The organism is Lentzea kristufekii (assembly GCF_033949925.1).
GTDB classification, from domain to species: domain Bacteria; phylum Actinomycetota; class Actinomycetes; order Mycobacteriales; family Pseudonocardiaceae; genus Lentzea; species Lentzea kristufekii.
On record NZ_JAXAVV010000007.1, the window covers coordinates 255,231 to 280,370 of the forward strand.

Here is a 25,140-nt window from a genome sequence, read left to right on the forward strand (position 1 = left end):
AGAATTCCAGGCCACCTGGACGAAATCGCGGTCAGGCGTTCTGGCGCATCGACCGGACTTCCTCCCGCAAGGCCCGGACCTCCTGCAGCAGCAGGTCGTCGTGCGACGCGGAACGGGGCGCGGGCAACTGCTGGACGTCCGGCTCCATTGCGCTGCACACCACGGCGATGAACAGGTTGAGCATGGTGAACGTGCCGACCATCAGGTAGCAGAGGAAGAAGATCCACGCGAGCGGCTGGTACTCCATCAGGTCGCGCATGACGTCCGACCAGCCGTCGCCTGTGGTGATCTGGAACAGCGTCAGCAACGTCGGCCCCAGGCCGGCGAACCGCGGGTCGCCGGAGTCGCCGAACAGGTTGCTCGCGATCACGCCACCGATGTACAGCAGCAGCATCAGCAGCCCGGTGAGCGAGATCAGGCCGGGAACGGACCTCACCAGCGCGGTCACGACCCTGCGCATGCTGGGCACCATCGCCACGAGTCGCAGCGCCCGCAGGATCCGCAGGGACCGCAGCACGCTGAGCGGACCCGCGGCCGGCAGCAGCGCCACCGTCACGATGACGAAGTCGAAGACGTTCCAGGGGTCGCGGAAGAACCGCCAGCCGAACGCGTAGAGCCGGGCGGCGAGCTCGGCGACGAAGACGGCGAGCGCGAGGTGGTCGATGGCGCCGAGGAGGTCGCCGTGCTTCGCGACGATCGAAGGTGAGGTCTCGGCCCCCAGAGTGGCCGCGTTCACCACGATCACGCAAATGATCATCCACTGGAACCGTGTGCTCTCGACGACCTCGCCGATGCGTGCGCGCAACGTCATGCCTGACTACTCCTTGCCGGGGGGACAAGGGCACTATCGGTCGGCAGGACGCCCAGCTGATCACCCGGTGGTGTTGATCAGCTCCAGCCTGCTGGCGGTGCGGGCGAGGTCACGCGCCTCGCCACCGATGATCTCGCCGAGCAGGTGGTCACTCACGAGTGTCAGCCTGACGTCCTTGTCCACCAACACGTCCACGACGTTCGCGAACCTCTGCCGCGCCTCTCGGTCGCGGGTGTTCAGCCGTGGGACGTCGACGATCACCCAGTCGTCGAAGCGTTCCGCGAGCACCAGGTAGTCCTGCGTCGAGGTCGGTTTCTCGCACAGGTCACCGAAGTCGAACCAGATCTTCGAGCCGTCGGTCCCGAGCGCGGTGATCGCGCGGCCGTTGACGTCGAGGGTGACCGGCGTGGCCGGCAGCGAGGCCGCCGTGACGATCTCGCCGGTCTCGAACCGCGACCGCGGGGCGCCGCGCAGGTGCCGGTAGTCGTGGGGGCCGTTGAGCTCCACGACGTCCATGAGCTCCTTGACCAGCGCGATGCCGGGCAGGAAGTGGTCGTGGTGGAGCGGGTCGGGCAGCAGGCCGTCCGGCGGGTAGTTGGAGGTGGCGATGATCATCACCTTGCGGTCCTGGAGCGCCTCCAACAGCCGTGTCATCAACATGGCGTCGCCGACGTCGTGCACGTGCAGCTCGTCGAACGCCAGCACCTTCGCCCGTCCGACCAGCTCCCGCACCGCCCTGGCGACGGCGCCGCGCTCGCGCAGCCGTTCGGAGATCCTCCGGTGCAGCTCCTGGAAGAACGCGTGGAAGTGCACTCTCTTCTTCGGCTCCGGCAGCACGTCGAACAGCGCGTCCGCCAGGAAGCTCTTGCCGCGGCCGACCGGCCCGTGCAGGTAGACGCCCCTGCGTCGCTCGCCGAGTTCCGCCAGCCGCGCGACGGCTTCCAGCTGTGCGGCGTCGAGCTCGTACCCCCGGCTCGACACGTGTTCACGAAGATCCACTGTTCCCCCCGCGCCAGCTTACGATCGGCCCCGTGAGCAATGTCGAGGCCGAGCCCGCAGAAGTGACGTGCACCTCCACCCCCGGCGGTGTGGAGGTGCTGACCCCGCGCGACGTCCCCCTGGGCGGCCCGCGAGCGATGTCGGTGCGCCGGACGCTCCCGCAGAAGCAGCGCTCCCTGATCGGCGCCTGGTGCTTCTGCGACCACTACGGCCCCGACGACGTCACCATGGACGTGGCCCCGCACCCGCACACGGGCCTGCAGACCGTCAGCTGGCTGTTCACCGGCGAGATCGAGCACCGCGACAGCCTCGGCGTGCACGCGTTCGTCCGCCCCGGCGAGCTCAACCTCATGACCGGCGGCAGCGGCATCTGCCACTCCGAGCAGTCCACCGCCTCGTCCTCGGTCCTGCACGGCGTGCAGCTCTGGCTCGCCCTGCCCGACGCCCACCGCGACGCGCCACGCGACTTCCAGCACCACGTCCCGCCGACCGTGGTGGTGGACGGCGCCTCGGTGCGGGTGTTCCTCGGCTCGCTGGCGGGCTCGACGTCGCCGGTGCGGACGTTCACGCCGTTGCTCGGCGCCGAGATCGTGCTGCCCGCCGGCGCGTCCCTGACCTTGGACGTGGCGCCGTCGTTCGAGCACGGCGTCCTGCTCGACACCGGCGACGTGACACTGGGCGAGACCCCGCTCCAGCCCGGCGACCTCGGCTACGTCGGCACCGGCCGTTCGACGCTGACGCTCTCGTCGGCCGACGGCGCGCGGGTGGTGCTGCTGGGCGGTGTGCCGTTCGGCGAGGAGATCGTCATGTGGTGGAACTTCGTCGGGCGCACGCACGACGAGATCGCCGCGTTCCGGGAGGAGTGGCAGGCGGAGACCGACCGGTTCGGCCGGGTCGAGGGCTACCCCGGTGCCCGCCTGCCGGCGCCCCCGCTGCCCGGCGGACGGCTCCGGCCGCGCGGCAACCCGGCCTGATCGGACATCACTTTGCGTGCCGAATTAGCTACGGAAAGCACTTCCACCTTTAACTGGAATTAAGGTTCCGACCTCACACCGTCCCAACATTCGGGTCGCGAGCTGCCCGTCTCATGTCGTGATCCCGTCCACAGATGACCGAACCCGACCAGTCCGAACAACACTGAAGGCCTGGTCAGGGCAGGTGATCGACCCCGTCTCACCCGGCGGTCGCTGCTGCATGTGAAAAGTCATACTTGAGGACCATTGAAAATCACGTTCCGATCGATTTTCCTGATCGAGGCATCCACGGAGGCTGCCGGACGTCTAAGGGGGCATGAGGAACGTGACACGAGTGGGCGCCGACTCGACATTCGCCTTCATCGCTCCGTCCGGGCGCCCTCTGCCCGTCGACGTCGAGCTCGGCTACCGCGCCGACGACCCCCACGCCGTGACCATGACGTTCCGCATGGGGCGCCAGGAGACCGTGTGGCTCGTGAGCCGGGACCTGCTCGCCGACGGGTTGATCACCACCAGCGGCGCGGGTGACGTGCGGCTGCGGCCCCACAACTCCACGACCGCCGTGCTCGAACTGCGGTCCGACGTGTCGCACGCCGTGTTCCACGTGCGGTCGTCCGAGCTGCAGGAGTTCCTCAACTCCACCTACGACGTGGTCGCCCCCGGCTGCGAGAACGACTACGTCGACTTCGACGCGGAGCTGCGCAAGCTGATCGACTAGCGCGCGTTTTCACCCGAACGAGCCCGTATCATGGAGTAATTCCAACCCATACGTTCGAAGTCGTGACAGTGACGACTTCCACCGCGTACAGCAGGGATCTGGGCGACGAACTGCGCCGGCTCCGGCAGAGGTTCACCGGTCTGAGGGGCCGCGCGATGGCGCTGCAGCTCGGCTGGGATCCGAGCAAGGTCTCCAACCTCGAGCACGGCAAGATCCGGGGCAGCGACATCGACCTCGCGCAGTACCTCACGGTCTGCGGCAAGGACATCGACTACTTCGAGGACTTCCTCCGCCGCTACCACAACGCCTTCGACCAGTACCTCGCGCAGATGCCGAACAACACCCGCACCCTCGCGATGACGGAGGCGATGGCCACCGGCATCACGGCCTACGACGTCCTGACCGTGAACAGCCTCCTGCAGACGCCGAACTACGCGCGAGCCCTGCAGGCCGCCACCGGGCAGCCCGCCGAGGACCTGGACAGGCAGGCGGTCATGCGCCGCCCCAACGGCCCCAGGTGCGTCTTCTACCTGCACGAGCTGGCACTGCGGATGCGGCTCGGCACCAGGCAGGTCATGGAGGAGCAGTACGTGTGGCTGCTGGCGAACTCCGCCATCATCCGCGTCGTGCCGGAAGAGGCGGCCACGGCGGCGTTCCAGTCGGCGTGCACGCTGTTCGAGTTCGAGAAGGCGCCACCGCTCGTCTACGCGGAATCCGACCTGGCCAAGGTCTTCGCCCAGGGCGAGGCCGCCGTCGAGCGCAGCAGAAGGCTCTTCGACCTGCTCGACGAGATCGCCCTGGACGAGAACCAGACGCGGCGCAAGCTGGCGGAGTACCGCGGGCCCACACCGCTGCGCGCCCTGGCTCAGTAGCCGTACACGAGGTCGAACGCGAGCTGCGGGTCGAACTTGCCGGCGTCGACACCCGGTGCCTTGCCGCACCGCCCGTCCGAGTCGCCGGGAACCTTGACCCACAACAACATCTCCGCACCGCCACCGGTGCGCGCGGGCGTGCCGAGCTTGCGCCCACCGGGGTTGCACCACTCACCGTTGTGGCCGTTGCCGTTGCGGCTGGTGTCGATCACGTACGGCTTGGTGTAACCGGGCAGCGAACCGCTGACCGAGTTGCCGTACGCCGTCGAGGCAGCGGTGGTGTGGTAGTTCGACACGTTGATCGAGAAGCCGCGGACGTTGCGCACACCGGCCGAGTCCAGGCGGCCGGCCATGGTCGCGGCCGGCACCCACTGCGCGTTGCCGGCGTCCAGGTAGGCCCACGTGTTGGGAGCCTTGGCCTTGAACTGCTCGGTGGCGTACTTGATCATCGCCGTCCGCTCGGCGACCTTGCCGCTGTCCATGCACCCGAAGTCCGCCAGCGAGTCCGGCTCGATCACCACGACGGCCGGCCGCGAACCGATCGCCGAAGCGAAGGAGGAGATCCAGGTCCGATAAGCCTCAGGCGTCCCCGCGCCGCCGCCGGAGTGGCCACCGCACGCGTCGCGGCCGGGGATGTTGTAAGCGACCAGCACGGGCAGCTTGGTGCCGGTCTTGTTCACGTAGCCGCTGACAGCGGTCTTGATGTCACCGCTCCAGGCGCCGAACCAGCGGGCGATCGGCTTGGTCGAGATGTTCGTCTTGATCGCGGCCTGCCGGCCGTCGCCCGCGTGGTCGCGCACCCACACGGCGGGGTTGGAGTCGGGGTCGACGTAGAAGCCGTCGGTCAGGCTGACGGGGCTGGCGGCGTGCGCGGCCGGGGCCGTGACGACGACGGCCAGCAGGGCCAGCGCGAGTGCTCTGATCATGGCTTCGACCCTCGCGCAGGCCGCTTAAGGGGTGGTTATTCGGGGGTGAACCGGGTCATCGGCGTTATCATCGGTCATGGGTCGGGGCCCATCAGAACGGACGTCCATGACCGGTCCAGCGCAGAACGGCCCCACGCACAACGAGTTCTCCGGCCATGCACGAGAGGTCTTCCAGTTCCAGAACCTCGTCGGACCGCTCAACGTCTTCAACGCGCCGGCGGCCCGCGCGACGCCCCGACGCCCGCGCTTCTTCTTCAAGCGTGCGGCCAGTGAATCGGGCCCGGTGCATCGCCGCATCGGTTTGTGGGGCCCAGCGGCCTCGGGGAAGACCTGCTTTCTCACCGCGCTGAACGTCGCCGCCGCCCAGGCCTCGCCACCTTGGGCAATGGCCGGCACCACCGACAGCTCGCGTGAGTTCCTGACTCGTGCAACCGCGACGATGGTGGGTAGCCGCTCCTTTCCAGGGGGCACTTCGACAGGAACCTACCTGTACGACTGGTTGTTGACCGGTGAACTGCCGGGCCGCCGTCTTCTTCGCAGGACTGGCGTTCGCTCGGAGTTCAGCCTCACCATCATGGACGCGGCCGGAGAGAACTTCGTCAGCGCTTCTCCCCGCTCTGAGATGTGGCCATACCTGGCGAGCTGCGACGGGCTGGTGTACTTCTTCGATCCGCTGAGCCCGTGCGCCGCTTCGGACCACACAGTCCTGTGGACGTTGGACCGCCTGGAAGCCATGTGCCGCCACAATCCCGGCACAGGTGACCGGCGGCTCCCTCACAAGTTGGCGGTGTGCATCGCCAAGGCTGACAAACCCGAGATCATGGCAGCCGCGCGTCGACACGGCCTGGTGAAGTTCGTCGTCGATCCCACCGGACGACCGCTACCCGCGGTTCATCCAGACGACGCCGAACGCTTCTTCGACCTGCTCTGCGACAGCATGGCGAACGGCAGCGGTGAACTCATCCGGCATGCGATCAGGAGATATTTTCGGCCGGAGCGCGTTCGGTACTTCGCGACGTCGTCCATCGGGTTCTACCAGGACAGCACTCCCGACGATCTCTACAACGTGGTCCGCGACGGAACCTCGGCCAGGTTGCGTGGCCCGATCAGGCCGTTCAACGTCCTGGAACCCATCCTGTGGTTGCAGGCGCCGAAGTGAACTCACCGCACGAGATCCCTGATTGAAGCGGAAGCAGCGGCGCGGCCACCCGAGCCAGCGGCCCGCTCCGCACCACTGCCCCACCTGGCCCGGCGAACGGCGCGGCCGGGTCCACCGAGTCGGGCAGGCGGGCCCACACGGCCCACCTCTCGTCCCAGGCCTGGATCACGTCGAGGTGCCCGCCGGGGAGGAACCGGGCCAGGTGCACCCCTGCGACCTGCCCGGTGTTCCCCAGCAGCGGGAGCAGCCGGAAGCCGCCTTCCCGCCGCAACCTCTCGATCAGCTCCGCGCTGTCCATCTCATCTCGCCGCCAACTCCGTGTCAGCCCGATAAGTCTCCACCGCTGCATCACGTTCAGCCGAGGACCACCCCAGCGGACCGGCGATCAGATCAGCGACCTCACCCGCGACCGACGCACCGAAGTCCAGGTGCTCCATCGAGATCCGGGTCCGCCGGGCGAGCACGTCCTCCAGCCCCAGCGCGCCCTCGTGCGTCACGGCGTACACGATCTCCGCCGCCAGGTAGCCCGCCACGGGTGAGGCGAGCGACGAGTCCTGCGCGATCATCGCCAGCACGTCGGACACCGCCGAGCCGTAGCGGCGCAGCAGACGCTCCACAGTGGACGTGGGCAGGCCGGACTCCGCAGCGACCCGAGCCCGGTCCGCCCACAGCTCTTGAAAACCGACGGCGCCGCACAACGGCAGCCGCGCGGTCAGGGAAGGTGCCACGCCGCGGCCCAGTCCGGCGACGGCCGCGTTCACGACGTCCGCGGCCATCACGCGGTAGGTCGTGTACTTGCCGCCCGCGATCACGAAGAACCCCGGCTCGGGTTCTGCGACTGCGTGTTCGCGGGAGAGCTTCGACGTGTCGCTCGACGCTCCGGCGAGCAACGGCCGCAGGCCCGCGTACGTGCCGACGACGTCGTCCACCGTCAAAGGGGACCGGAGCACGGCGTTGACGTGGTCGAGGATGTAGGTGACGTCGCCGGCCGTGGCCGACACGTCCTCGGGCGCACCGGAGTACGGCGTGTCCGTGGTGCCGATGATCCAGTAGGCGCCCCAGGGGATCACGAACAGCACCGACTTCTCGGTCTGCGTGATCAGACCGCCGTCGAGCTGGATCTTCGACCGCTCCACCAGCACGTGCACGCCCTTGGACATCCGCACGTGGAACGGCGGCGTGCCGGGCGACATCGAGTTCAGCGAGTCGGTCCACACACCGGTCGCGCTGATCACCCGCCTGGCCCGCACGACGTGCGTCACGCCGGAGAGCTCGTCGCGCACCGACGCACCGGAAACCCGGCCCTCCGAACGCAGCAGCGACGTGACCCGAGCGCGTGAGACGACCGTCGCACCGTGCTGAGCGGCCGTGCGCACCAGCGTCGCCACGAGCCGCGCGTCGTCCATCTGCGCGTCGTAGTAGCGAATGGCGCCGGCGAAGGCGGAAGAGTCCACCGACGGTCCGACCGAAGCCATCTTGCGGCGGGAGAGGTGCCGGTGCATCGGCACGGCCCCGGCGCCGCCGATCGAGTCGTACAGCAGCACGCCCGCGCCGACGTAGGCGCGTTCCCACTGCTTCTTCAACGGGAAGAGGAACGGCACCGGCCGCACCAGGTGCGGTGCGAGCCGGCGCAGCAACAACCCGCGTTCCTTCAGAGCTTCCCGGACCAGCTTGAACTCCAGCTGCTCCAGGTACCGCAGCCCGCCGTGGACGAGCTTGCTGGACCGGCTCGACGTGCCCGCCGCCCAGTCGTCGGCCTCGACCAGGGCGACGGAGAGGCCGCGGGACGCCGCGTCGAGAGCAGCGCCCGCGCCGACCACCCCGCCTCCGACGACGAGGACGTCGAACTCCGTGCTGCCCAACGCTTCGAGCGATCGGGCACGGCGAGCCGGATCCAGCCTTGCGAACAACTTCTTCAGCTCCCTAAAGAAAGAAGTCAGCGGACGTCGGCGTCGACCCAGTCGAACGACTTGGTGACGGCCTTCTTCCAGTTGCGGTACTCGCGCTCGCGCTCGTCGGAGTCGAGCTCCGGCGTCCAGCGCTTGTCCTCGGCCCAGTTGGCGCGCAGCTCGTCGAGCCCGGACCAGTAGCCGACGGCCAGACCGGCGGCGTACGCGGCACCGAGAGCGGTCGTCTCGGCGACCACGGGACGCACGACCGGCACGTCCAGCACGTCCGCCTGGAACTGCATCAGCAGCTCGTTCGCGACCATGCCGCCGTCGACCTTCAGCTCGGTCAGCGGCACACCGGAGTCGGCGTTCATCGCGTCCAGCACCTCGCGGGTCTGGAACGCCGTCGCCTCCAGCACGGCCCGCGCCAGGTGACCCTTGTTGACGAACCGGGTCAGGCCGACGACGGCACCACGGGCGTCCGCTCGCCAGTACGGCGCGAACAGACCGGAGAACGCCGGCACGAAGTACGCGCCACCGTTGTCGTCCACCGTCTTGGCCAGGGTCTCGATCTCCGCGGCCGAGCCGATGATGCCGAGGTTGTCGCGCAGCCACTGCACCAGCGAGCCGGTGACCGCGATCGAACCCTCGAGGGCGTAGACGGGGGCCTCGTCGCCGATCTTGTAGCAGACGGTCGTGAGCAGACCGTTCTTCGAGGCGACCTTCTCGGTACCGGTGTTGAGCAACATGAAGTTGCCGGTGCCGTAGGTGTTCTTCGCGGTGCCGGGCTCGTAGCAGACCTGGCCGAACGTCGCGGCCTGCTGGTCGCCGAGGATGCCCGCGATCGGCACGCCCTTGAGCACGCCGCCGGGGCCGCCGGTGCCGTAGACCTCGGAGGAGGAACGGATCTCCGGCAGCATGGACAGCGGGATGCCCATGTCGGCGGCGATCTCGGCGTCCCACTGCAGCGTGTCGAGGTCCATCAGCATGGTCCGCGACGCGTTGGTGACGTCGGTTGCGTGCACACCGCCGTTGGGTCCGCCGGTGAGGTTCCACAGCGTCCACGTGTCGGTGTTGCCGAACAGCAGGTCGCCGGCCTCGGCACGCTCGCGGGCGCCCTCGACGTTGTCGAGGATCCAGCGGATCTTGGGGCCGGAGAAGTAGGTCGCCAGCGGCAGGCCGACCTTCGCCTTGTAACGGTCGGCACCGCCACCGAGGGCGCCGAGCTCCTCGACGATCGACTGGGTGCGGGTGTCCTGCCAGACGATCGCGTTGTAGACCGGCTCGCCGGTGTTCTTGTCCCACACCACCGCGGTCTCGCGCTGGTTGGTGATGCCCACGGCGGCGAGGTCACCGGTGTTCAGGTCGGCCGTGGACAGCGCCTGGCCGATCACGAACCGGGTGTTCTCGGAGATCTCCACCGGGTTGTGCTCGACCCAGCCGGCACGCGGGAAGATCTGCTCGTGCTCCTTCTGGCCCACGGCGACGATGGAGCCGCTGTGGTCGAAGATGATCGCCCGCGTGCTGGTCGTGCCCTGGTCGACGGCGAGAACGTACTGCGTCATCGAAACTGTCCTTTCCGGATGGTCAGATCAGAACGCGAGCGAGGCGATGACACCGGCGAGCGCGCCGCCGATGATCGGGCCCACGACCGGCACCCAGGAGTAGCTCCAGTCGGAGTCCTTCTTGCCCACCGCTTCACCGTCGGTGCCCTTGTAGGACAGGGGAAGCAGCGCGTGGGCGATGCGCGGGCCGAGGTCGCGGGCGGGGTTGATCGCGTAGCCGGTGGGGCCACCGAGAGACGCACCGATGCCGACGACGAGCATGGCCACGGCCAGCGGGCCGAGCTGGGTCGGCGTCTTGCCGAGCGCGAGGACCACGAAGACCAGGACGAACGTGCCGATGATCTCGCACACCAGGTTCCAGGTGTAGCTGCGGATCGCCGGGCCGGTGGAGAAGACCGCGAGCTTGAGGCCCTCGTCGGGCGTCTCGTCGAAGTGCGGCTTGTACGCGAGCCACGCGAGCACGGCACCGAGGAACGCGCCGAGCATCTCACCGGCGAAGTAGACGAGCGTCGAGCCCACGCCGACCGGTACACCGGGTGCGAACTCGTCCGCGCCACTGGTGAGGATGCCGATCGTCACGGCGGGGTTGAGGTGCGCGCCCGACTTGTAAGCGATGTAGACACCGGCGAAGACACCGAGGCCCCAGCCGAAGTTGATCAACAGCCAGCCGCCGTCGAAGCCCTTCGACTTGGCGAGCAGCACGTTGGCCACCACACCCGCACCCAGCAACAGCAAGATGCCCGTACCGAGCACCTCGCTGAGGAACACTGTCCCGAGACCCACGCTGGCCTCCCATTCGTCCTTGAACGGCTGATCACCACGTGGTGATTGAGGCGGAACGTAATGAGCCACGTCACGCCTGCTCAACAGGCACGTTTCGACAATGTCGACACCTGTGACCCACGAAGGTGTGACCGAGTGGTCACGCTGCGCGCAGACAAGGCGTTTCAGGCCTGTTTCCTGCGCCGATGGCCGCCCTAGCTGTTCGACATTGCCGACACGGGTCGTCTCAATTACGTTTCTCGCGTGCCGGGACCCATCCAGTCGATCGAACGCGCCGCAGCCGTGCTGCGGCTTTTGGCGCGTGGCTCCGGCCACCACGGTCTCACGGAGATAGCCGACTCGCTCGGTCTCGCGCGGGGTACCGCGCACGGGATTCTCCGTACGCTGCAACGGGTCGAGTTCGTCGAGCAGGACCACACGACCGGGCGATACCGGCTCGGTGCCGCGCTGCTGCACCTGGGAACGTCCTACCTCGACGCGAACGAGCTGCGTTCTCGATCGATCAACTGGGCGGACACGCTCGCCGCGCGGTCCGGCCAGGAGGTGCGGATCGGCATGCACCACGACGGCGCCGTGCTCGTCGTGCACCACGTGTTCCGTCCTGATGACTCTGTGCAAACACTCGGCATCGGCGCCATGCTGCCGTTGCACGCCACCGCGCTCGGCAAGGTGCTGCTCGCCTACGACCCGGACCTGTCTGCGGCCGCACGCCGGCGGGAGCTCACGTCGTTGACGCGCAGGACGATCACGCGCACCCAGATGCTGGAGCGCGTGCTGACCGAGGTGCGCGGGCAGGGCTGGGCCGGCGAGGCCGAGGAGTACATGCCGGGCGAGGCGAGCATCGCCGCGCCGATCCGGATTCCCGGCGGGCTGGTGATCGGCGCGATCGGGATCTCGGGTGCCGCGGACCGCCTGTGCGACTCGGCGGGCCGTCCGCGTGCGACGCTGGTGCGTCAGGTCGTGCAGGCCGCCGAGGCGGTCACCACTTCGCTCGTCGACGAGAACTGAAGGGCTCGCCGTGCAACGGTTCGTAATGGCGATCGACCAGGGCACGACGTCGACGCGCTGCATCGTGTTCGACCAGAACGCCCGCCTCGTCGCGGTCGCCCAGCGCGAGCACCGGCAGTACCACCCGCGGCCGGGCTGGGTCGAGCAGGACGCCGTGGAGATCTGGCGCAACGTCGACCGGATCGTGCCGCAGGCGTTGCGGCAGGCGGGGATCACGGCCGAGCAGGTCGTCGCGATGGGCATCACGAACCAGCGCGAGACGTTCGTGCTGTGGGACCGGCACACGGGTGTCCCGATCGGACGCGCGATCGTCTGGGAGGACATCCGGACCGAGGACCTCGTCACCGAGCTCGGGAAGAAGCAGGGCATCGAGGAGGTCCGCGACCGCTGCGGCCTGCCGCTCGCCACGTACTTCTCGGCGCCGTCGCTGCGGTGGATGCTCGACAACGTGGCCGGGCTGCGCGCGAAGGCCGAACGCGGCGACGTCCTGTTCGGCACCATGGACACCTGGCTGATCTGGAACCTCACCGGCGGCGTCAGCGGCGGTCTGCACGTCACGGACGTGACCAACGCGTCGCGGACGATGCTGATGAACCTCTCGACGCGGCAATGGGATCCGATGCTGCTGGAGTTCTTCGGCGTGCCGTCGTCGATGCTGCCGGAGATCCGGCCGTCGACCGAGATCAGCGGTGTCACGACCCGCGTGGTGCCGGGCATCTCGATCACCGCCGCCCTGGGTGACCAGCACGCGGCGCTGTTCGGGCAGACCTGCTTCGAGAAGGGGTCGATCAAGGGCACGTACGGCACCGGCGGGTTCCTGCTGATGAACACCGGCACCGAGCTGGTGCGGTCGAAGCACGGGCTGCTGACGACGATCGGCTACCAGATCGGCGGCGAACCGGCGTACGCGCTGGAGGGGTCGATCGCCGTGGCAGGGTCGCTGGTGCAGTGGTTCCGCGACAACCTGGGGCTGATCCACAGCGCGCCGGAGATCGAGACCCTCGCGCGCACGGTGAAGGACAACGGCGGCTGCTACATCGTGCCGGCGTTCTCGGGGCTCTTCGCGCCGCACTGGCTCTCGCAGGCGCGCGGGCTCGTCGTGGGGCTGACGTCGTACATCAACAAGGGCCACCTGGCGCGGGCGGTGCTGGAGGCGACGGGCTGGCAGACGCGCGAGGTGGTCGACGCGATGAACGCCGACCTCGGGGTGCCGACGCCGGTGTTGAAGGTGGACGGCGGGATGACCGCCGACCACCTCCTGATGCAGTTCCTCGCGGACGTGCTGGACATCCCGGTGATGCGGCCGCTGGTGGCGGAGACCGTGTCGCTGGGCGCCGCGTACGCCGCCGGTCTGGCCGCGGGGTACTGGCCTGACCTGGAAGGGTTGCGGAGGAACTGGCACCTGGCCGCGCGGTGGAACCCGGCGATGGACGCCCGGCACCGCGAGGACGAGTACGCGAACTGGAAGCGGGCCGTGGAACTCACGTTCGCGTGGGCCCGCTCCACTCCGTCCAATTAGGAACGTTGCTTCCGCACCCACGCGGCGACGTCGTCGGTCTCGATCGGCAGCGCGTCGGACAGGACGTCCGCGCCGGTCGAGGTGACGACCAGGTCGTCCTCGATGCGCACGCCGATGCCGCGCAGCTCCGGCGGCAGCGTCTCGTCGTTGGGGTGGAAGTACAGGCCGGGCTCGACCGTGAGCGCCATGCCGCGCTCCAGGATGCCCTGCTGGTAGGTCTCCTGGCGGGCGTCGGCGCAGTCGTGCACGTCGAGGCCGAGGAAGTGCCCGGTACCGCAGACGATGTAACGGCGGTGGTGCTGTCCGGACGGGTCGAGCGCCTTGTCGACGCTGACCGGCAGCAGGCCCCAGTCGTGCAGGCCCTCGGCGAGCACGCGCATCGCGGTGTGGTGGAACGCGCTGTAGTCGTTGCCCGGCCGCACTTCCGCGAGCGCGGCGACGTGCGACTTCAGCACGAGGTCGTACACCTGGCGCTGCGGCTCGCTGAACTCGCCGCTGACCGGGAACGTGCGGGTGACGTCGGCGGTGTAGAGGGAGTTCATCTCGACGCCGGCGTCGAGCAGCAGCAGGTCGGCGTCGTTCACGCGGCCGTCGCAGCGCGTCCAGTGCAGGACCGGGGCGTGCGGGCCGGCGGCGACGATCGAGGTGTAGCCGGGGCCCTTGCCCTCGGTGCGGGCGCGGCGGTCGAACGTGCCCTGCAGCCAGCGCTCTCCCCCGCCGCGCACGGCCTGGCCGAGCTCCATGGCGACGTCGGCGAAGCCCTTGACCGACGCGTCGACGGCCTGGCGGAGCTGGTCGATCTCCCAGTCGTCCTTGATCCGGCGCAGCTCGGCGAGCACGGTGCGCAGCTCGTCGCTGTGCGAGCCGGTCAGCGCGTCGAGCAGCGGGTCGACGCCCTTGGCGACGAGCGTCTCGGGGTGGCGGCCGCGCAGGGCGTTCGCGAGGTCCTCCAGCGGCCGGGCCGTGATGCCGAGGGCGTGGCCCCACTCCTTCGGGCCGGCTGCGGCGCCGATCCAGAACGGGCTGCGGTCGGCGTCACCGAAGAAGTCGACGCTGTGGGTCTCGCTCGGGACCGGCACGAACAGCGTGGCGTCGTCGCCGCTCAGCACCAGCACGGCGCCCTCGACCTGGCAGCCGGTCAGCCACACGAAGTCGCTGTCGGCGCGGAACTCGTGGAACGTGTCGTTGGACCGCACGTGCGCGCGCCCGGCGGCCAGCGCGATCCGCTTGCCGGGCAGCGCCGCGGTGAGCCTGGCGCGATGAGCCGCGGCCGCCTCCGCCGTGCCCTCGGGCAGGTCGACGGAGCTGTCCCACTCACCCCAGCCGTCGCGGATGTACGAGCGGAAACCGTCCGCGTCCACCAGTTTCGCCATGTCGCGGCGTGTCCGAGCCAATTCAGGTCCTTCCGGAGTAGTCCTCCGCTCCACCCTTCCCGCACCCGTTGGGGTCCCGCCAATCCCAGATGGCCATAGCTTCGCGCTATGGAAGACGGGAAGGTGTATCCACCGGACGGCCGCAGCGCTCTTCCTACAGGAGGAGGCATCGCCATGAACCCTCTGACCCTCACCTGTCTCGTGGCCGCCGCCGCGCTCACGGCCTGCGGTCAACCGCCACCGCCTCGCGCCCCGCAGCCGGAGGTCACGTCCACGTCGACCAGCGCGGCCACGACCACCGCCGACGTCGTCGCTCCCACGACCACGAGCAAGGTCGTCGCTCCCACGACCACGACGAACACACCTCCGAAACCACCTCGCACCACCACGACGAAGCCGCCACCACCGCCGAAACCCCCGGACCGCTGGGTGCTCCCGGCCGGCCTGCGCGGGTCGATCGAGCAGCAGGACGCGCAGTTCTTCCCCGCGAGCTGGGGCCGGATCCAGGGGCAGGTCGCCGAGGTGTGCCCCGGCCAGACGTTGTGCGTGGGACACGCGCTGGTCATCGACCCGGCCAGTGAGCTCACCGACGACTGCTTCATCGTCCCCGGCGGCATCTCGGTGCCCGATCCCCTGCACGAGGGCGGCACGATCACGTTCCGGGTCACCAACGACCTGTGCTCCGGGGGCTGAGCCGTGCGCGCCGCACCCGCGCGGCCGAAGGACGAGGCGCCGTCCAGGGCGTTGCGGGTCTTCGGTTCCGTCCTCGCGCCGACCACCGTGCTGACCGCGCTGCTGTTCTTCTTCGGCACCCGGCACGCGTTGTTCTTCTGCGAGTGGTTCGGCGTGCACTACTCGGTGCTGGGCCTGACCGCGTCGGACTACCTGATCCGCAGCGCGGACGGCATGTTCGTCCCGCTGACCGTGCTGGCGGCCGCGGGCCTGGGGGTGCTCTGGGGCTACCGCTTCCTGCGCTCCGCGCTGGCGCCGAGGACGTGGCGCGTCCTGACGCGGCGGGCCGTCCCGGTGCTGGTGTCACTCGGCTTGCTGCTCGTGCTGGCCGGTCTCGCCGGTCTAGCGGCGCCCGGCCTGTTCCACAGGGCGGCGGGCCTGCCGGGTGTGTGCGTGGCGCTGGGCGTGGTCCTGTTCCCCGTGGCGGAGCACCTGCACACGTCGCTGTCCGGCAAGCAGGCCGCCGGCGTCGTGCCGGTGATCCAGTGGACGTTGACCTTCGTGCTCGCGAGCATCGGCCTGTTCTGGGCGGTCAACGACTACTCGGCGGCGGTCGGCGAGGCCAGGGGGTACGAGTACGAGACCAAGCTCCGCACGATGCCGGAGACGGTCGTGTTCAGTTCCAAGGACCTCGGGATCCGGGCACCGGGCGTCACCACGACACCGTGCACGGCGCCGGACTCGGCCTACCGGTTCCGCTACGACGGCCTGGTCCTGGTGCTGCAGTCGGGCGGCCAGAGCTTCCTGCTGCCGAAGGGCTGGAACAGGCTCGACGGCGTCGCCCTGGTGCTGCCGCGCTCGGGGGACGTGCGCCTGGAGTTCTCTCCGCCGGGCGCCCAGCGCGACCGCGGCTGCTGAGCTCGCGTATAGCCTCGCCCTATGGAACTGGAGATTCGGCACCTCCGGGCGATCTGCGCCATCGGTGACGCGGGCAGCCTGTCCAGGGCGGCCACGCAGCTCGGCATCTCCCAGCCGTCGCTCACCACCCTGCTCCAGCGGGTCGAGCGCATGGTCGGCGGCACGCTCTTCGACCGCGGCCGCTCCGGCACCGTTCCCACGCCGCTCGGCACGCAGATGCTGCAACGGGCCAGGTTGCTGCTGGTGGAGCTGGAGGCGTTCGGCTCGGACACGGCGACACGCGGCGGGCCCGTCCGGTTCGGGTCCGTGCACATGGAGTGCGTCCCGGCGCTCTACTCGCGGCTGGAGGAGGCGCTGGACGACATCACGCTCGTGGTCGACCCCTCCTCGACGGGGCTGGCGCTGGCGCTGGCGAACGGCCACCTCGACGCGGCGGTGATCGCGGTCGACGAGGAGGGCGACCTCGGACTACCGCGCGGGGTGGCGCAGCGGATCGTCGTGCCGTGGGTTCCGGTGTACATCGCCGTTCCCGCTGCTCACCGGCTCGCCTCGCAGGACGTGGTGGAACTCGCGGACCTCGCCGGGGAGGCGTGGATCGGGCCGCCGGGTGCCGAGGACGGCTCACTGACGGCACTGCGCGCGGCGTGCCGGGCGGTGGGGTTCGTGCCGCGGATCCGGTTCGAGATGCCGAGCGGCGCGGGCCGTCAGCTGATCGCGGCGGGCAAGGCGGTGCAGCTGGTCGAGCCGACGTCGCAGGGTGGTCCGGGGGTGGCGGTGCGGCCGCTGGCGGGGGCGCCGATGCGGATGAGGCTGGTGTTCGCGTGGCGGCGGGAGCGGCTGACCTGGAGTCAGGCCAGCCGCGTGTTCGCCGAGGTGCTGGGCGCGTATTCGGATCAGGCGCTGGCCAGCCCGGTGTTCCGGCCCTGGTGGGAGGAACGGGGCGCGGCCCTCACCTCAGCCGACTGAGCCCAGCCACGTGTACCAGCCGGAGTCGTAGCGGGTGCCGATCACCCGCGTCAGGTGGTCCCTGGCCCCCGCCCAGTCCCCTGCCCGGTAGTCCGCCAGCACCTCCGCGACGTCGGCCGGGTGCTTCTCCAGGAGGTACCTGACGGCCAGGTAGCCCCAGTTGTAGACCCGCTTGGCGTCGTGGTCGTAGGTGGTGTCGAACAACGTGCTCAGCGCGTACGTCTGCTTCTTCGCCTCGGCCAGTGCGTCGGTGTGGACCTCGCCCCGGTAGCTGTACGAGAGGTACTCGGCGAAGCCCTCGATCCACCACACCGTCGGTGTGGTCATGTTCTCCTCGAAGTCGCCGTGCATGTCGAACCGGCCGTCGAGGTAGTGGGTGTACTCGTGGTTGAGGTTCCAGATCGCGAACGTGGGCAGCCAGTCGGCCTCGTGCGCGATGAACCGCGCCTGGTTCAGCGCCGGGTCGCCCTCGAGGTACATGCCGCCGTTGTTGGTGGAGATGTCGAACAGCACACCGGCGTAAGTCCGGTAGTCGTTGCCGGTGTTGAAGACGACGACCTCCAGCGACGTGTTCTGGTCACCGGCAACGGGTCCCGGATCGCGCACGACGCGGTGGAACGCCGCGTCCTGGCCGGCGAGCGACGCGCAGGTCTGGCGCAGCTGGGTCCGGGTGAGCTGCTGGGCGCGGATCTTCAGCGTGGCGCTGCAGGTGTGCCGGACGGTGAGGACGCGGCGGTCGATCTTCGCGCGGAAGTCGCACGTGCCGTACCGGCGGCAGTTCGCCTTGTCGTACCAGTCGACCATCTCCGCGACGCCCACCCACATCGGGGCGAGCCGGCCGACGACGTCCCCGCGCGAAGCCAGGTCCGCGAGCAACGGGCGGACCAGCGGCGCGATGTCGTTGTGCTGCAAGAACCTGCCCAGCTCACGCGTCGCGTTCTGGACGAGGTACTGCCGGTCGGTGCCGAAGAGGTCCAGGTGTCCCACCACGAACCGGCGCAGCGCCCGCAGGATCTCCGGCTCGGCCCGCACCGCGGCGAGGAATTCAGACTGGGCGTGGCCGTAGTAGAGCAAGAGCATTCCGGCGTGCACGGCCGCGTCGTCGGCACTGGTGTAGGTGTCGAGCACGCGGGTCAACGCGCGCAGTTCGGCCGGGTAGTCGGCGATCGCGGTGTAGATGGTCGAGTCGGGCGCGGGGTGCAGGATGGTCCTGGCGACGGCGGGTGGCAGCAGCGGGCTGTTCGGCGTGCCGGGAGCGGCGGCCTGCGCCGCGGCAGGGGCCAGCAACCCGGCCAGCAGGGCCAGGACCAGGGCGAGTGATCTCATCAGGGTGTCCTCCGCAGGGTTCGAGGTGTCCCCGAGCGTCACACCGGCCGCGGCCTCGCGATCATCCCTTCCGCACATAGCGCGCTGCTATGGAAAGCACTCACGACAACCGGGCTACTCCGGCTTCGTCGGTTCCGCGAACAGCAGGTGCCGCACGTGCGCGGGTCCCTTGGCCAGCGCACGCGCCGTGTCCTGGTTCTGCTGGTCCACGACGGTGCCGCGTTCGACGTGCTGGCGCAGGTGCTCCTGCCACGTCGCCACGGTGAAGGTCTCCAGGAACGTCTCGGGCTGCTCGGTGTCCCGGAACAGCCCCCACATCGTCGCCCCGGTGCGCCTGCGGGCGCGGCCGACGCGCTGCATGGCGTCGATGAAAGCGTCCTCGTTCTCCGGCGCCACCGGCCACTCCACCGTGACCAGCACCGGGCCGGCTTCGCTGTCGGTGATCTCCGGCGGCTCCTCCCAGTACGTGGCCGGGCTGACGTCGAGCGGCCGGTCGTTCAGCGGCAGCCACCTGGTCGCCAGGAGCGCCAGCACGACCATCGCCACCGCGGGCACGATCATGGCCGCCTCGAGGCTGTACGCGTCCGCGATGGCACCCCACACGACCGCGCCCAGCGCCTGCCCGCCCATGAGGATCAGCTGGTAGTAGGCCAGCGCCCGCGCTCGTGTCCACGCGGGCAGCAGGACCTGGGCGGTGGCGTTGAACGTCGAGAGGGTGGCGATCCAGCAGGCCCCCGTCAGCAACATCGCCACGATCACCAGCGCGAAGCTCTGCGTCAGCACCGCCGTGCTCGTCGCCCCCGCGTAGACGAACGTCGCGAGCAGGACCATCCGGTTCTTGCTCATGCGCTGCAACAGCTTCGGCACCACGAACGCGCCACCGATCGCCCCGGCCCCGACGCTGCCGAGCAACACGCCGTACCCGCTGGCGTCGAGCCGCAGCGGGCCGCGCGCGATCGCCGGCAGCAGCGCCCACAACCCGCTGCCGAACACGATGAACAACGTCAGCCGCGTGAGCACGCGCCGGAACAGCGGCGAACTGGCCACGTACCGCGCGCCCGTCCGCATCGCGGTCGTGATGTGCTCCGCGCCGAGCGGACGGTGGTCCGACGGCCGCTTCCACCGCGCGAGCACGATCAGCACGCCGAGGAAGCTCACCGTGTTGAACGCGAACGTCGCCTCCGGCCCCGCCAGCGCGATCAGCAACCCGCCGAGCGCGGGCCCGATCGCGCGACCGACGTTCATGTTGACGCCGTTGAGAAGCGCGGCCTGCGGAATCTCCTCGCGCGACACCAGTTCCGGCTGGATCGCCTGGAACGACGGCATCGACAACGCCTGTCCGATCGCCATCAGCGCGAGCAACCCGAGCAGGCTCGCCGGTGTGGCCCTGCCGGTGCCCGCGAGCAACATCAGCCCGCCCGCGCCTGCCAGCATCAGCGCCTGGCCGGCGATCAGCACCAGGCGCCGGTCGAGGATGTCGCCCAGCGCCCCGGACGGCACCACGAGCAGGAACACCGGCAACGTCGTGGCGGTCTGGACGAGCGCGACCTGCAGGGCGCTGCCGCCCAGGTCGCCCATGAGCCACTGGGCGCCGACGGTCTGCGCCCACGTACCGATGTTGGAGGCGAACTGGGCGAGCCACAACGCACGGAACGCGTTGCGGCGCAGGGGTGCCCACGAGGAGATGGTCACCCGCCGATCTTCACATCCGCGGATGTGCGGTGCCGAACACCCGACCAGTGACTTCGGTCAACACTGAAGTCATCAAGAGAAACACACTTCCCCATGCTAAGTGATTTGGGTCACACTCGACCTGTCGATCCGGCCGTCGTGGACGTGTGAACGGGCGTCGCGCGTCCGCCCTGTTCAGGTCCTGAAAGCGCTCTCGGAACCTGGGAAAACAAGCGTTCGCCCGGCCGGCGACCGCCCGGAAACTGCCCGATTCATCGGACCACGACGGATTGTGAACATTCGTCTCAACCGGGTACGTATTCCCTCGATGGTGAACGGTTGCCCCAATTCTGCTTGATACTGCGCGCAAAGCAGGCAGAGCAGAAAGGTTCCGAGCACTCGTGATCACGCCCGAGTACTTGCTGTCGACCCGCGAGTTCGAGGTGCTGTGGCAGACGCTGCGGCTCGGCAGAATGCCGTACCCGCTCGACGTGCCCAGCGAAGGAGCGACCGAGCAGGACGTCAAGAACCTGCAGGAGCAGACGATCGCCGGCCTGCGCCGGCGCGGCATCGCCGACGACGCGCGGCTGGAGGACCTGCTGCGGGTGCTCGGCGACCACGAGGTGTCCGTGGACGCCGTCGCCGGGCTCGACCGGACGGTGCGGGCACTGGCCGCGTCCAGCGGGGACCAGGCCGTTCTCGCCGTCATCGACGGGGAGAACGTCGGCCTCTCGGAGATCAGGGCGACCGCACTCGCCCGCGAGATCGTCCGGGTGCTGCCCGAGGGAGTGGCGGGCCCCGGCAGCGCGCTGTCCGTGCGGCTGGAGACCTTGCAGCAGGCGGTCGCACTGCAGGAGGCCGAGCAGGAGGAGGACTCCGAGGACCCGTGGGGCGCGGCCGACGAGGAGCTGGACGACCGCGAGGCGCTGCTGAAGGCCGGGCTGTCCGCACAGGACGCACGGCAGATGGACGAGCTGGCGCAGAACCGGGTCGCGGGTGGCCAGTTCGGCGTCACGCACGGACGGCACCGCGCCGACGTGGTGATCAACTGGTTCGACACCCACCAGGGCCGTTACCTGATGGTGCGCTCCGACGGTTGGCTCAGCCTGTCGCCCACCGACAACGACCGGATCGCGACGCGGATCGACGCGGTGCTGGCCTGAAGGTGAACGTGGTGCGTCCCAGCGCACAACAATGATCCAAAACGGGCAAGACGGGCGTACTCTCCGGAGTGCGCCCGCGCTCTTGTGCCAGTCCCAAGATTCAGCCGATCCGGTGAACGCCGAACCAGCTGGTGACGTACCTCAAGAGAGCCCTAAATTCCCGTGAATCGCCTGTGTGATTTGGGTCACAACAGCCCCAGATCAAGGGCCGTTCCAGGGATGTGAACAGAGATCGAGAGCCCGAACGGGCAACACCCCGAGAGCGCTCCCACAACCAGCGCAAACGATCACGCCGTTACACGACGTTCACCTGTTAGTGGCCCGTTTCGGTCCGTGGCAACGCATTGTGAAGCCCGGTCTCAATTGGTAACTCGCGCGCCACAAAGTGAGCATTGCGCCAAAAGACACCCGATACTGCCCGCATGTACATCGTCGGTGACAAAGACGCTGTCCCGCTCGGGGACACCGTCAGCTCGGGTCAGGTGCAGATCGACCCGGACGCGGGCGAGGAACTACGCAAGCAGTTCCAGGCCCAGATCGACCAGGTCGACTCCTGGATCGAGCGCGCCAACACGAGCATCGCCCGCCCGGCGCCGCTCGGTGCGAACCCGGTCGGCGACAAGATGCGCGACAAGTTCACCCATCGTGCCGAGGGTGAGCAGTACTCGTTCGTCAGCGTCATGACCGCCTACCGCACGGTTCTGGAGCAGACGAAGAACTCCATCGTCGAGGCGATCGAGAACTTCACCAAGCTCGACGAGGAACAGCAGGCCGAACTGAAGAAGCACATGGGTAACAGCTGATCTCGTGGCCAGCTGATCCAACGGAGTGAGAGGCGAGCCGGTCATGCCCCCCGAGACCGACCCGAGCGAAGTCGAGAACGTCCCGGTCCTCACGGACCCGCAGAACTGGGCGTCCCGATCGCACCAAGAGCTGTATGCCGCAGTGCACAACAACAACGACCCCGGTCAGGCCGGCCAGATCAGCTCCGAGTGGGGCAAGTACGGCAACGAGCTGACCGAGGCGTCCCGAGTCATCAACTCGGTCATCACCTCGTCCGAGTCGAAGTGGACGGGTGACGCCGCCGAGGCCGCCCGCGCCGCGATGAAGAAACTCGGGGACTGGGTCGACGAGACCGCGCGCACGGCCGTCGAGGTCGGCAACAAGGTCGCCGACCAGGGCCGTGTCATGGAGACCGCCAGGGCGCAGATGCCCCAGCCCGTCCAGTTCGACTGGAACAAGGCCGCGGCCGCGCTCTCCCAGCCCGGCACGCCCGCCTTCGTGCTGGCCTCCGCCGACATCGCGATCGCCAACGCCGCGTCGCGCGCGGCGCACGACCAGGCGATCGGCGTGATGACCAACATGGAGAACAACTCCCGGCAGATCGACACGACGACGCCCGCCTTCAAGCCGCCGTTCAACCCGAACACCGGCAAGGTCGAAGAGCCGGTCATGGCGCTGTCGCGGTCCGGCGCTCCCGCGCTGAGCAACCAGGTGGACGGCCTCATGTCCACCCAGACGGCGAGCGCCGGCACGGCGACGGCCGCCCCGCTCGCCCAGCAGACCGGCTCCGGCACGACCGGTGCGGGCGCCGGCGGTGCCGGTGGCGGCAGTGGCGTGAACCAGCCCGCCGCGGCCGCCTACTCGCCGACCGCGCCCGGCTACAACGCCCCCGCCGGTCCCGGTGGCGGTGCGGGCGGTGGCGCCGGTGGTGGCGCCGGCAGCAGCTACACCCCTCAGATGGGCGGCTACACCGGCAACACGAACACCAACACCGCCGCGGCCTACACGCCGACCGCGCCGGGCTACAACCCCGGCAGCACGTACACCAGCGGCAGCGGTGGTGGCGGCGGTAGCAGCTACACCCCGCAGATGGGTCCCGGCTACACGCCGCAGATGGGCCCGGGTGGCAAGACGAACACGGGCGGCAGCCAGAACACCCCGAAGGTCCCGGTCGTCGGCCGCGACGTCGCGAACCCGAACTACACCCCGCAGAACATCAAGGGTGGTCCCGCTCCCTACTCGCCGACGGCGCCCGGTTACAACGGTCCCGGTGGCGCGGGCGGCGGCGCCGGTGGTGGCGGCGGTGGCGGCGGTGGCGGTGCCGGTGGCGGCGCGGGCATGAAGGGCCCCATGCCGTACACCCCGCAGATGGGTGCCGGCGGTGGTGGCGGCGGCGCGTTCGGCGGTGGCGCGGGCGGTACCGCGGGTGCCGGTGGTGGCGCCGCGCAGTCCGGTGGCGCGGCCGGTGTCCAGGGCCAGGCAGGCCGTGGCGGCATGCCGATGGGCATGGGTCCCGGTGGCGCCGCGGCGGCCGGTGCCGGCATGGGCGCGGGCGCGCCGATGGGTGGCGCTCCCGCCGGTGGCCGTGGCGAGGAGGACAAGGAACACCGTTCCGCCAGCTACATCATGGGCGGCGACCTGTTCGAGGTCCCCGGTGAGAACCTGCCCCCGTCGGTGATCGGTGCCGCGAAGGTCAAGAAGCAGAAGGGGACCGAGTCGTCTTGATCACGCCCGAGTTCCTGCTCTCGCCGCGCGAGTTCGACGTGCTGTGGCACGACCTGCGGCTCGGCAGAGTGCCCTACCCGCTCGACGTGCCGACCGAGGGTGCGACCGAGCAGGAACGCCGCGTGCTCGTCACGGAGACGATGGACGACCTGCGGTCGCGGGGTCTCGTGGACAACCACCGTCTCGAGGACTTCCTGCGGCTGCTCGCCGACCACAAGGTGTCCGTGGACGCCGTCGCCGGTCTCGACCGCACGGTGCGGGCGCTCGCCGTCTCCAACGGTGAGCGCGCCGCGCTGGCGATCATCGACAGCGACCGGGTCGGGCTGCTGGAGATCCGGGAGACCGGTATCGCCCGCGAGATCGTCAAGGTGCTGCCCGACGCCGTGCCCGGACCGGGCACGGCGGTGAACGTGCGGGTGCAGTCCCTCCAGGACGCCGTCGCGCTGCAGGAGGCCGAAGAGGCCGATGCGGACGACGACCTGTTCGGTGACGGCGGGGTGGACGACGAGGAGGCGCTGCAGCAGGCCGGTCTGTCCGCGCAGGACGCGAAGCAGTTCGGTGAGCTCGCCTCCAACCGCGTCGCGGGCGGCCAGTTCGGCGTCACCCAGGACCGCCAGCGGTCGGGTGTCGTGATCAACTGGTTCGACACCCACCAGGGCCGTTACCTGATGGTCAACTCGGACGGCTGGCTCAGCCTTTCGCCGACCGACAACGACCGCATCGCCACCCGAATCGACGCCGTGCTCGCGTGAACTGACGCGCCACAGCCGAACCGCAGTTGAACCGCCGCCGCCGGAGGACCGTGTGAACCCCGCGAACCCTTATCAGTGGGTCGAAGAGTACGAGGCCAAGCTGGCCGACCTGAAGCAGAAGTCGGAGGACCTCACGGAGAACTTCGCGGCGGCCTCCGCCACCGTGACGTCGAAGGACGGCGCGGTGACCGTGACGGTGGGTCCCAACGGCGGCCTGCAGAACCTGCAGCTGGGGCACCGCGCGGTCGAGCTGGGCGGGCCCCGGCTCACCGCGCTGATCCTGGAGACCGCGCGGGCGGCCCAGAAGCAGGCGGCACAACAGGTCCTCGAGCTCTTCAAGCCGCTCGGCGAGGGCACCGAGGCCTACCAGATGGTCTCCGACTCGATCCCGGACGACGAGGTCGAAGAGGACAACGACCCGTACGACGAGATCGACGACGAGCCGGAACCTGCTCCGGCTCCCCCGGTCAGCCGACCGGCGGCGGCCCCGCAGCCGGCTGCGGCCGCCCCCCGCGGCCGGCGCCCTGCGGACGACGACGAAGACGACGACAACCAGCCCTGGTAAGGA

General features: G+C 69.4%; 24 protein-coding genes. 14 read left to right on the forward strand and 10 right to left on the reverse strand.

The features are described from left to right. Window positions 1-31 precede the first annotated feature (31 nt). Complete coding sequence (locus tag SK571_RS16855) at window positions 32-811, reverse strand: ion transporter (RefSeq protein WP_319985030.1); 780 nt, start codon at window positions 809-811, stop codon at window positions 32-34. Window positions 812-871: 60 nt separating this feature from the next. Then, a complete protein-coding gene (gene zapE, locus SK571_RS16860) occupies window positions 872-1,792 on the reverse strand; it encodes a cell division protein ZapE (RefSeq protein WP_319985031.1) in 921 nt (306 codons plus the stop codon). 50 nt (window positions 1,793-1,842) lie between these two features. Between zapE and SK571_RS16865 the strand changes: the two genes are divergently transcribed. From SK571_RS16865 to SK571_RS16875, 3 genes are all read left to right on the forward strand, one after another. Beyond that, window positions 1,843-2,784, forward strand: a complete 942-nt coding sequence (locus SK571_RS16865; protein WP_319985032.1) for a pirin family protein — start codon at window positions 1,843-1,845, stop codon at window positions 2,782-2,784. A gap of 316 nt (window positions 2,785-3,100) precedes the next feature. After that, window positions 3,101-3,502, forward strand: a complete 402-nt coding sequence (locus SK571_RS16870) for an SsgA family sporulation/cell division regulator (protein ID WP_319985033.1) — start codon at window positions 3,101-3,103, stop codon at window positions 3,500-3,502. A gap of 62 nt (window positions 3,503-3,564) precedes the next feature. Next, window positions 3,565-4,374, forward strand: coding sequence for a helix-turn-helix domain-containing protein (locus SK571_RS16875; protein WP_319985034.1), 810 nt, complete (start codon window positions 3,565-3,567; stop codon window positions 4,372-4,374). Here the strand turns inward: SK571_RS16875 and SK571_RS16880 are convergent. Next, window positions 4,368-5,300 carry a glycoside hydrolase family 6 protein gene (locus tag SK571_RS16880; RefSeq protein ID WP_319985035.1) on the reverse strand — a complete coding sequence of 311 codons (933 nt, stop codon included), beginning with the start codon at window positions 5,298-5,300 and terminating at the stop codon, window positions 4,368-4,370. The two genes, SK571_RS16875 and SK571_RS16880, sit on opposite strands and share 7 nt — an antisense overlap. Window positions 5,301-5,406: 106 nt before the next feature. On the opposite strand from SK571_RS16880, the gene SK571_RS16885 reads away from it, so the two are divergent. Beyond that, entirely contained in the window at window positions 5,407-6,459 is a 1,053-nt protein-coding gene (locus SK571_RS16885; protein ID WP_319985036.1) for a hypothetical protein, read from the forward strand. Here SK571_RS16885 and SK571_RS16890 read toward each other — a convergent pair. Genes SK571_RS16890 through SK571_RS16905 form a run of 4 tightly spaced genes read right to left on the reverse strand, consistent with a single transcriptional unit; the run spans window position 6,416 to window position 10,696 of the window. Continuing rightward, entirely contained in the window at window positions 6,416-6,757 is a 342-nt protein-coding gene (locus SK571_RS16890) for a hypothetical protein (RefSeq protein WP_319985037.1), read from the reverse strand. The genes SK571_RS16885 and SK571_RS16890 overlap by 44 nt on opposite strands. A gap of 1 nt (window position 6,758) precedes the next feature. Further along, window positions 6,759-8,369 carry a glycerol-3-phosphate dehydrogenase/oxidase gene (locus tag SK571_RS16895; RefSeq protein ID WP_406601991.1) on the reverse strand — a complete coding sequence of 537 codons (1,611 nt, stop codon included), beginning with the start codon at window positions 8,367-8,369 and terminating at the stop codon, window positions 6,759-6,761. Window positions 8,370-8,395: 26 nt separating this feature from the next. Beyond that, the gene (gene glpK / locus SK571_RS16900; protein WP_319985038.1) at window positions 8,396-9,913 is read right to left on the reverse strand and encodes a glycerol kinase GlpK; all 1,518 of its coding nucleotides are present in this window, start codon (window positions 9,911-9,913) and stop codon (window positions 8,396-8,398) included. A gap of 27 nt (window positions 9,914-9,940) precedes the next feature. Beyond that, the gene (locus tag SK571_RS16905) at window positions 9,941-10,696 is read right to left on the reverse strand and encodes an MIP/aquaporin family protein (RefSeq protein ID WP_090064073.1); all 756 of its coding nucleotides are present in this window, start codon (window positions 10,694-10,696) and stop codon (window positions 9,941-9,943) included. 243 nt (window positions 10,697-10,939) lie between these two features. Between SK571_RS16905 and SK571_RS16910 the strand changes: the two genes are divergently transcribed. Then, complete coding sequence (locus tag SK571_RS16910) at window positions 10,940-11,704, forward strand: IclR family transcriptional regulator (RefSeq protein ID WP_319985039.1); 765 nt, start codon at window positions 10,940-10,942, stop codon at window positions 11,702-11,704. Window positions 11,705-11,729: 25 nt separating this feature from the next. Beyond that, entirely contained in the window at window positions 11,730-13,223 is a 1,494-nt protein-coding gene (glpK, locus tag SK571_RS16915; RefSeq protein WP_319985114.1) for a glycerol kinase GlpK, read from the forward strand. Here the strand turns inward: glpK (SK571_RS16915) and SK571_RS16920 are convergent. Next, window positions 13,220-14,596: an aminopeptidase P family protein gene (locus tag SK571_RS16920; protein WP_319985115.1), complete on the reverse strand. Its 1,377-nt coding sequence runs from the start codon at window positions 14,594-14,596 to the stop codon at window positions 13,220-13,222. The two genes, glpK (SK571_RS16915) and SK571_RS16920, sit on opposite strands and share 4 nt — an antisense overlap. A 174-nt stretch (window positions 14,597-14,770) precedes the next feature. On the opposite strand from SK571_RS16920, the gene SK571_RS16925 reads away from it, so the two are divergent. Genes SK571_RS16925 through SK571_RS16935 form a run of 3 tightly spaced genes read left to right on the forward strand, consistent with a single transcriptional unit; the run spans window position 14,771 to window position 17,152 of the window. Then, window positions 14,771-15,289 (forward strand): hypothetical protein, encoded by a 519-nt coding sequence (locus SK571_RS16925; RefSeq protein WP_319985040.1) that lies wholly within the window; start codon window positions 14,771-14,773, stop codon window positions 15,287-15,289. A gap of 3 nt (window positions 15,290-15,292) precedes the next feature. After that, a complete protein-coding gene (locus SK571_RS16930; protein ID WP_319985041.1) occupies window positions 15,293-16,186 on the forward strand; it encodes a hypothetical protein in 894 nt (297 codons plus the stop codon). Between the two features lie 21 nt (window positions 16,187-16,207). Further along, entirely contained in the window at window positions 16,208-17,152 is a 945-nt protein-coding gene (locus tag SK571_RS16935; RefSeq protein ID WP_319985042.1) for a LysR family transcriptional regulator, read from the forward strand. Here the strand turns inward: SK571_RS16935 and SK571_RS16940 are convergent. Together SK571_RS16940 and SK571_RS16945 are read right to left on the reverse strand one after the other, a co-directional pair. Continuing rightward, on the reverse strand, window positions 17,141-18,478 hold the full coding sequence (locus SK571_RS16940; RefSeq protein ID WP_319985043.1) for a collagenase: 1,338 nt from the start codon (window positions 18,476-18,478) through the stop codon (window positions 17,141-17,143). The two genes, SK571_RS16935 and SK571_RS16940, sit on opposite strands and share 12 nt — an antisense overlap. A 114-nt stretch (window positions 18,479-18,592) precedes the next feature. Next, window positions 18,593-20,170 (reverse strand): MFS transporter, encoded by a 1,578-nt coding sequence (locus SK571_RS16945; protein ID WP_319985044.1) that lies wholly within the window; start codon window positions 20,168-20,170, stop codon window positions 18,593-18,595. Between the two features lie 380 nt (window positions 20,171-20,550). Between SK571_RS16945 and SK571_RS16950 the strand changes: the two genes are divergently transcribed. The 5 genes from SK571_RS16950 to SK571_RS16970 all read left to right on the forward strand — a co-directional run bounded on the left by SK571_RS16950 (window position 20,551) and on the right by SK571_RS16970 (window position 25,137). After that, window positions 20,551-21,312 (forward strand): ESX secretion-associated protein EspG, encoded by a 762-nt coding sequence (locus SK571_RS16950; RefSeq protein ID WP_319985045.1) that lies wholly within the window; start codon window positions 20,551-20,553, stop codon window positions 21,310-21,312. Window positions 21,313-21,734: 422 nt separating this feature from the next. Beyond that, the gene (locus SK571_RS16955) at window positions 21,735-22,115 is read left to right on the forward strand and encodes a hypothetical protein (RefSeq protein WP_319985046.1); all 381 of its coding nucleotides are present in this window, start codon (window positions 21,735-21,737) and stop codon (window positions 22,113-22,115) included. Between the two features lie 43 nt (window positions 22,116-22,158). Beyond that, window positions 22,159-23,820 (forward strand): PPE domain-containing protein, encoded by a 1,662-nt coding sequence (locus SK571_RS16960; protein ID WP_319985047.1) that lies wholly within the window; start codon window positions 22,159-22,161, stop codon window positions 23,818-23,820. Then, window positions 23,817-24,572: an ESX secretion-associated protein EspG gene (locus tag SK571_RS16965; protein WP_319985048.1), complete on the forward strand. Its 756-nt coding sequence runs from the start codon at window positions 23,817-23,819 to the stop codon at window positions 24,570-24,572. Before SK571_RS16960 ends, SK571_RS16965 begins: the two co-directional genes overlap by 4 nt. 52 nt (window positions 24,573-24,624) lie before the next feature. Continuing rightward, window positions 24,625-25,137 (forward strand): YbaB/EbfC family nucleoid-associated protein, encoded by a 513-nt coding sequence (locus SK571_RS16970; RefSeq protein WP_319985049.1) that lies wholly within the window; start codon window positions 24,625-24,627, stop codon window positions 25,135-25,137. Window positions 25,138-25,140 lie beyond the last annotated feature (3 nt).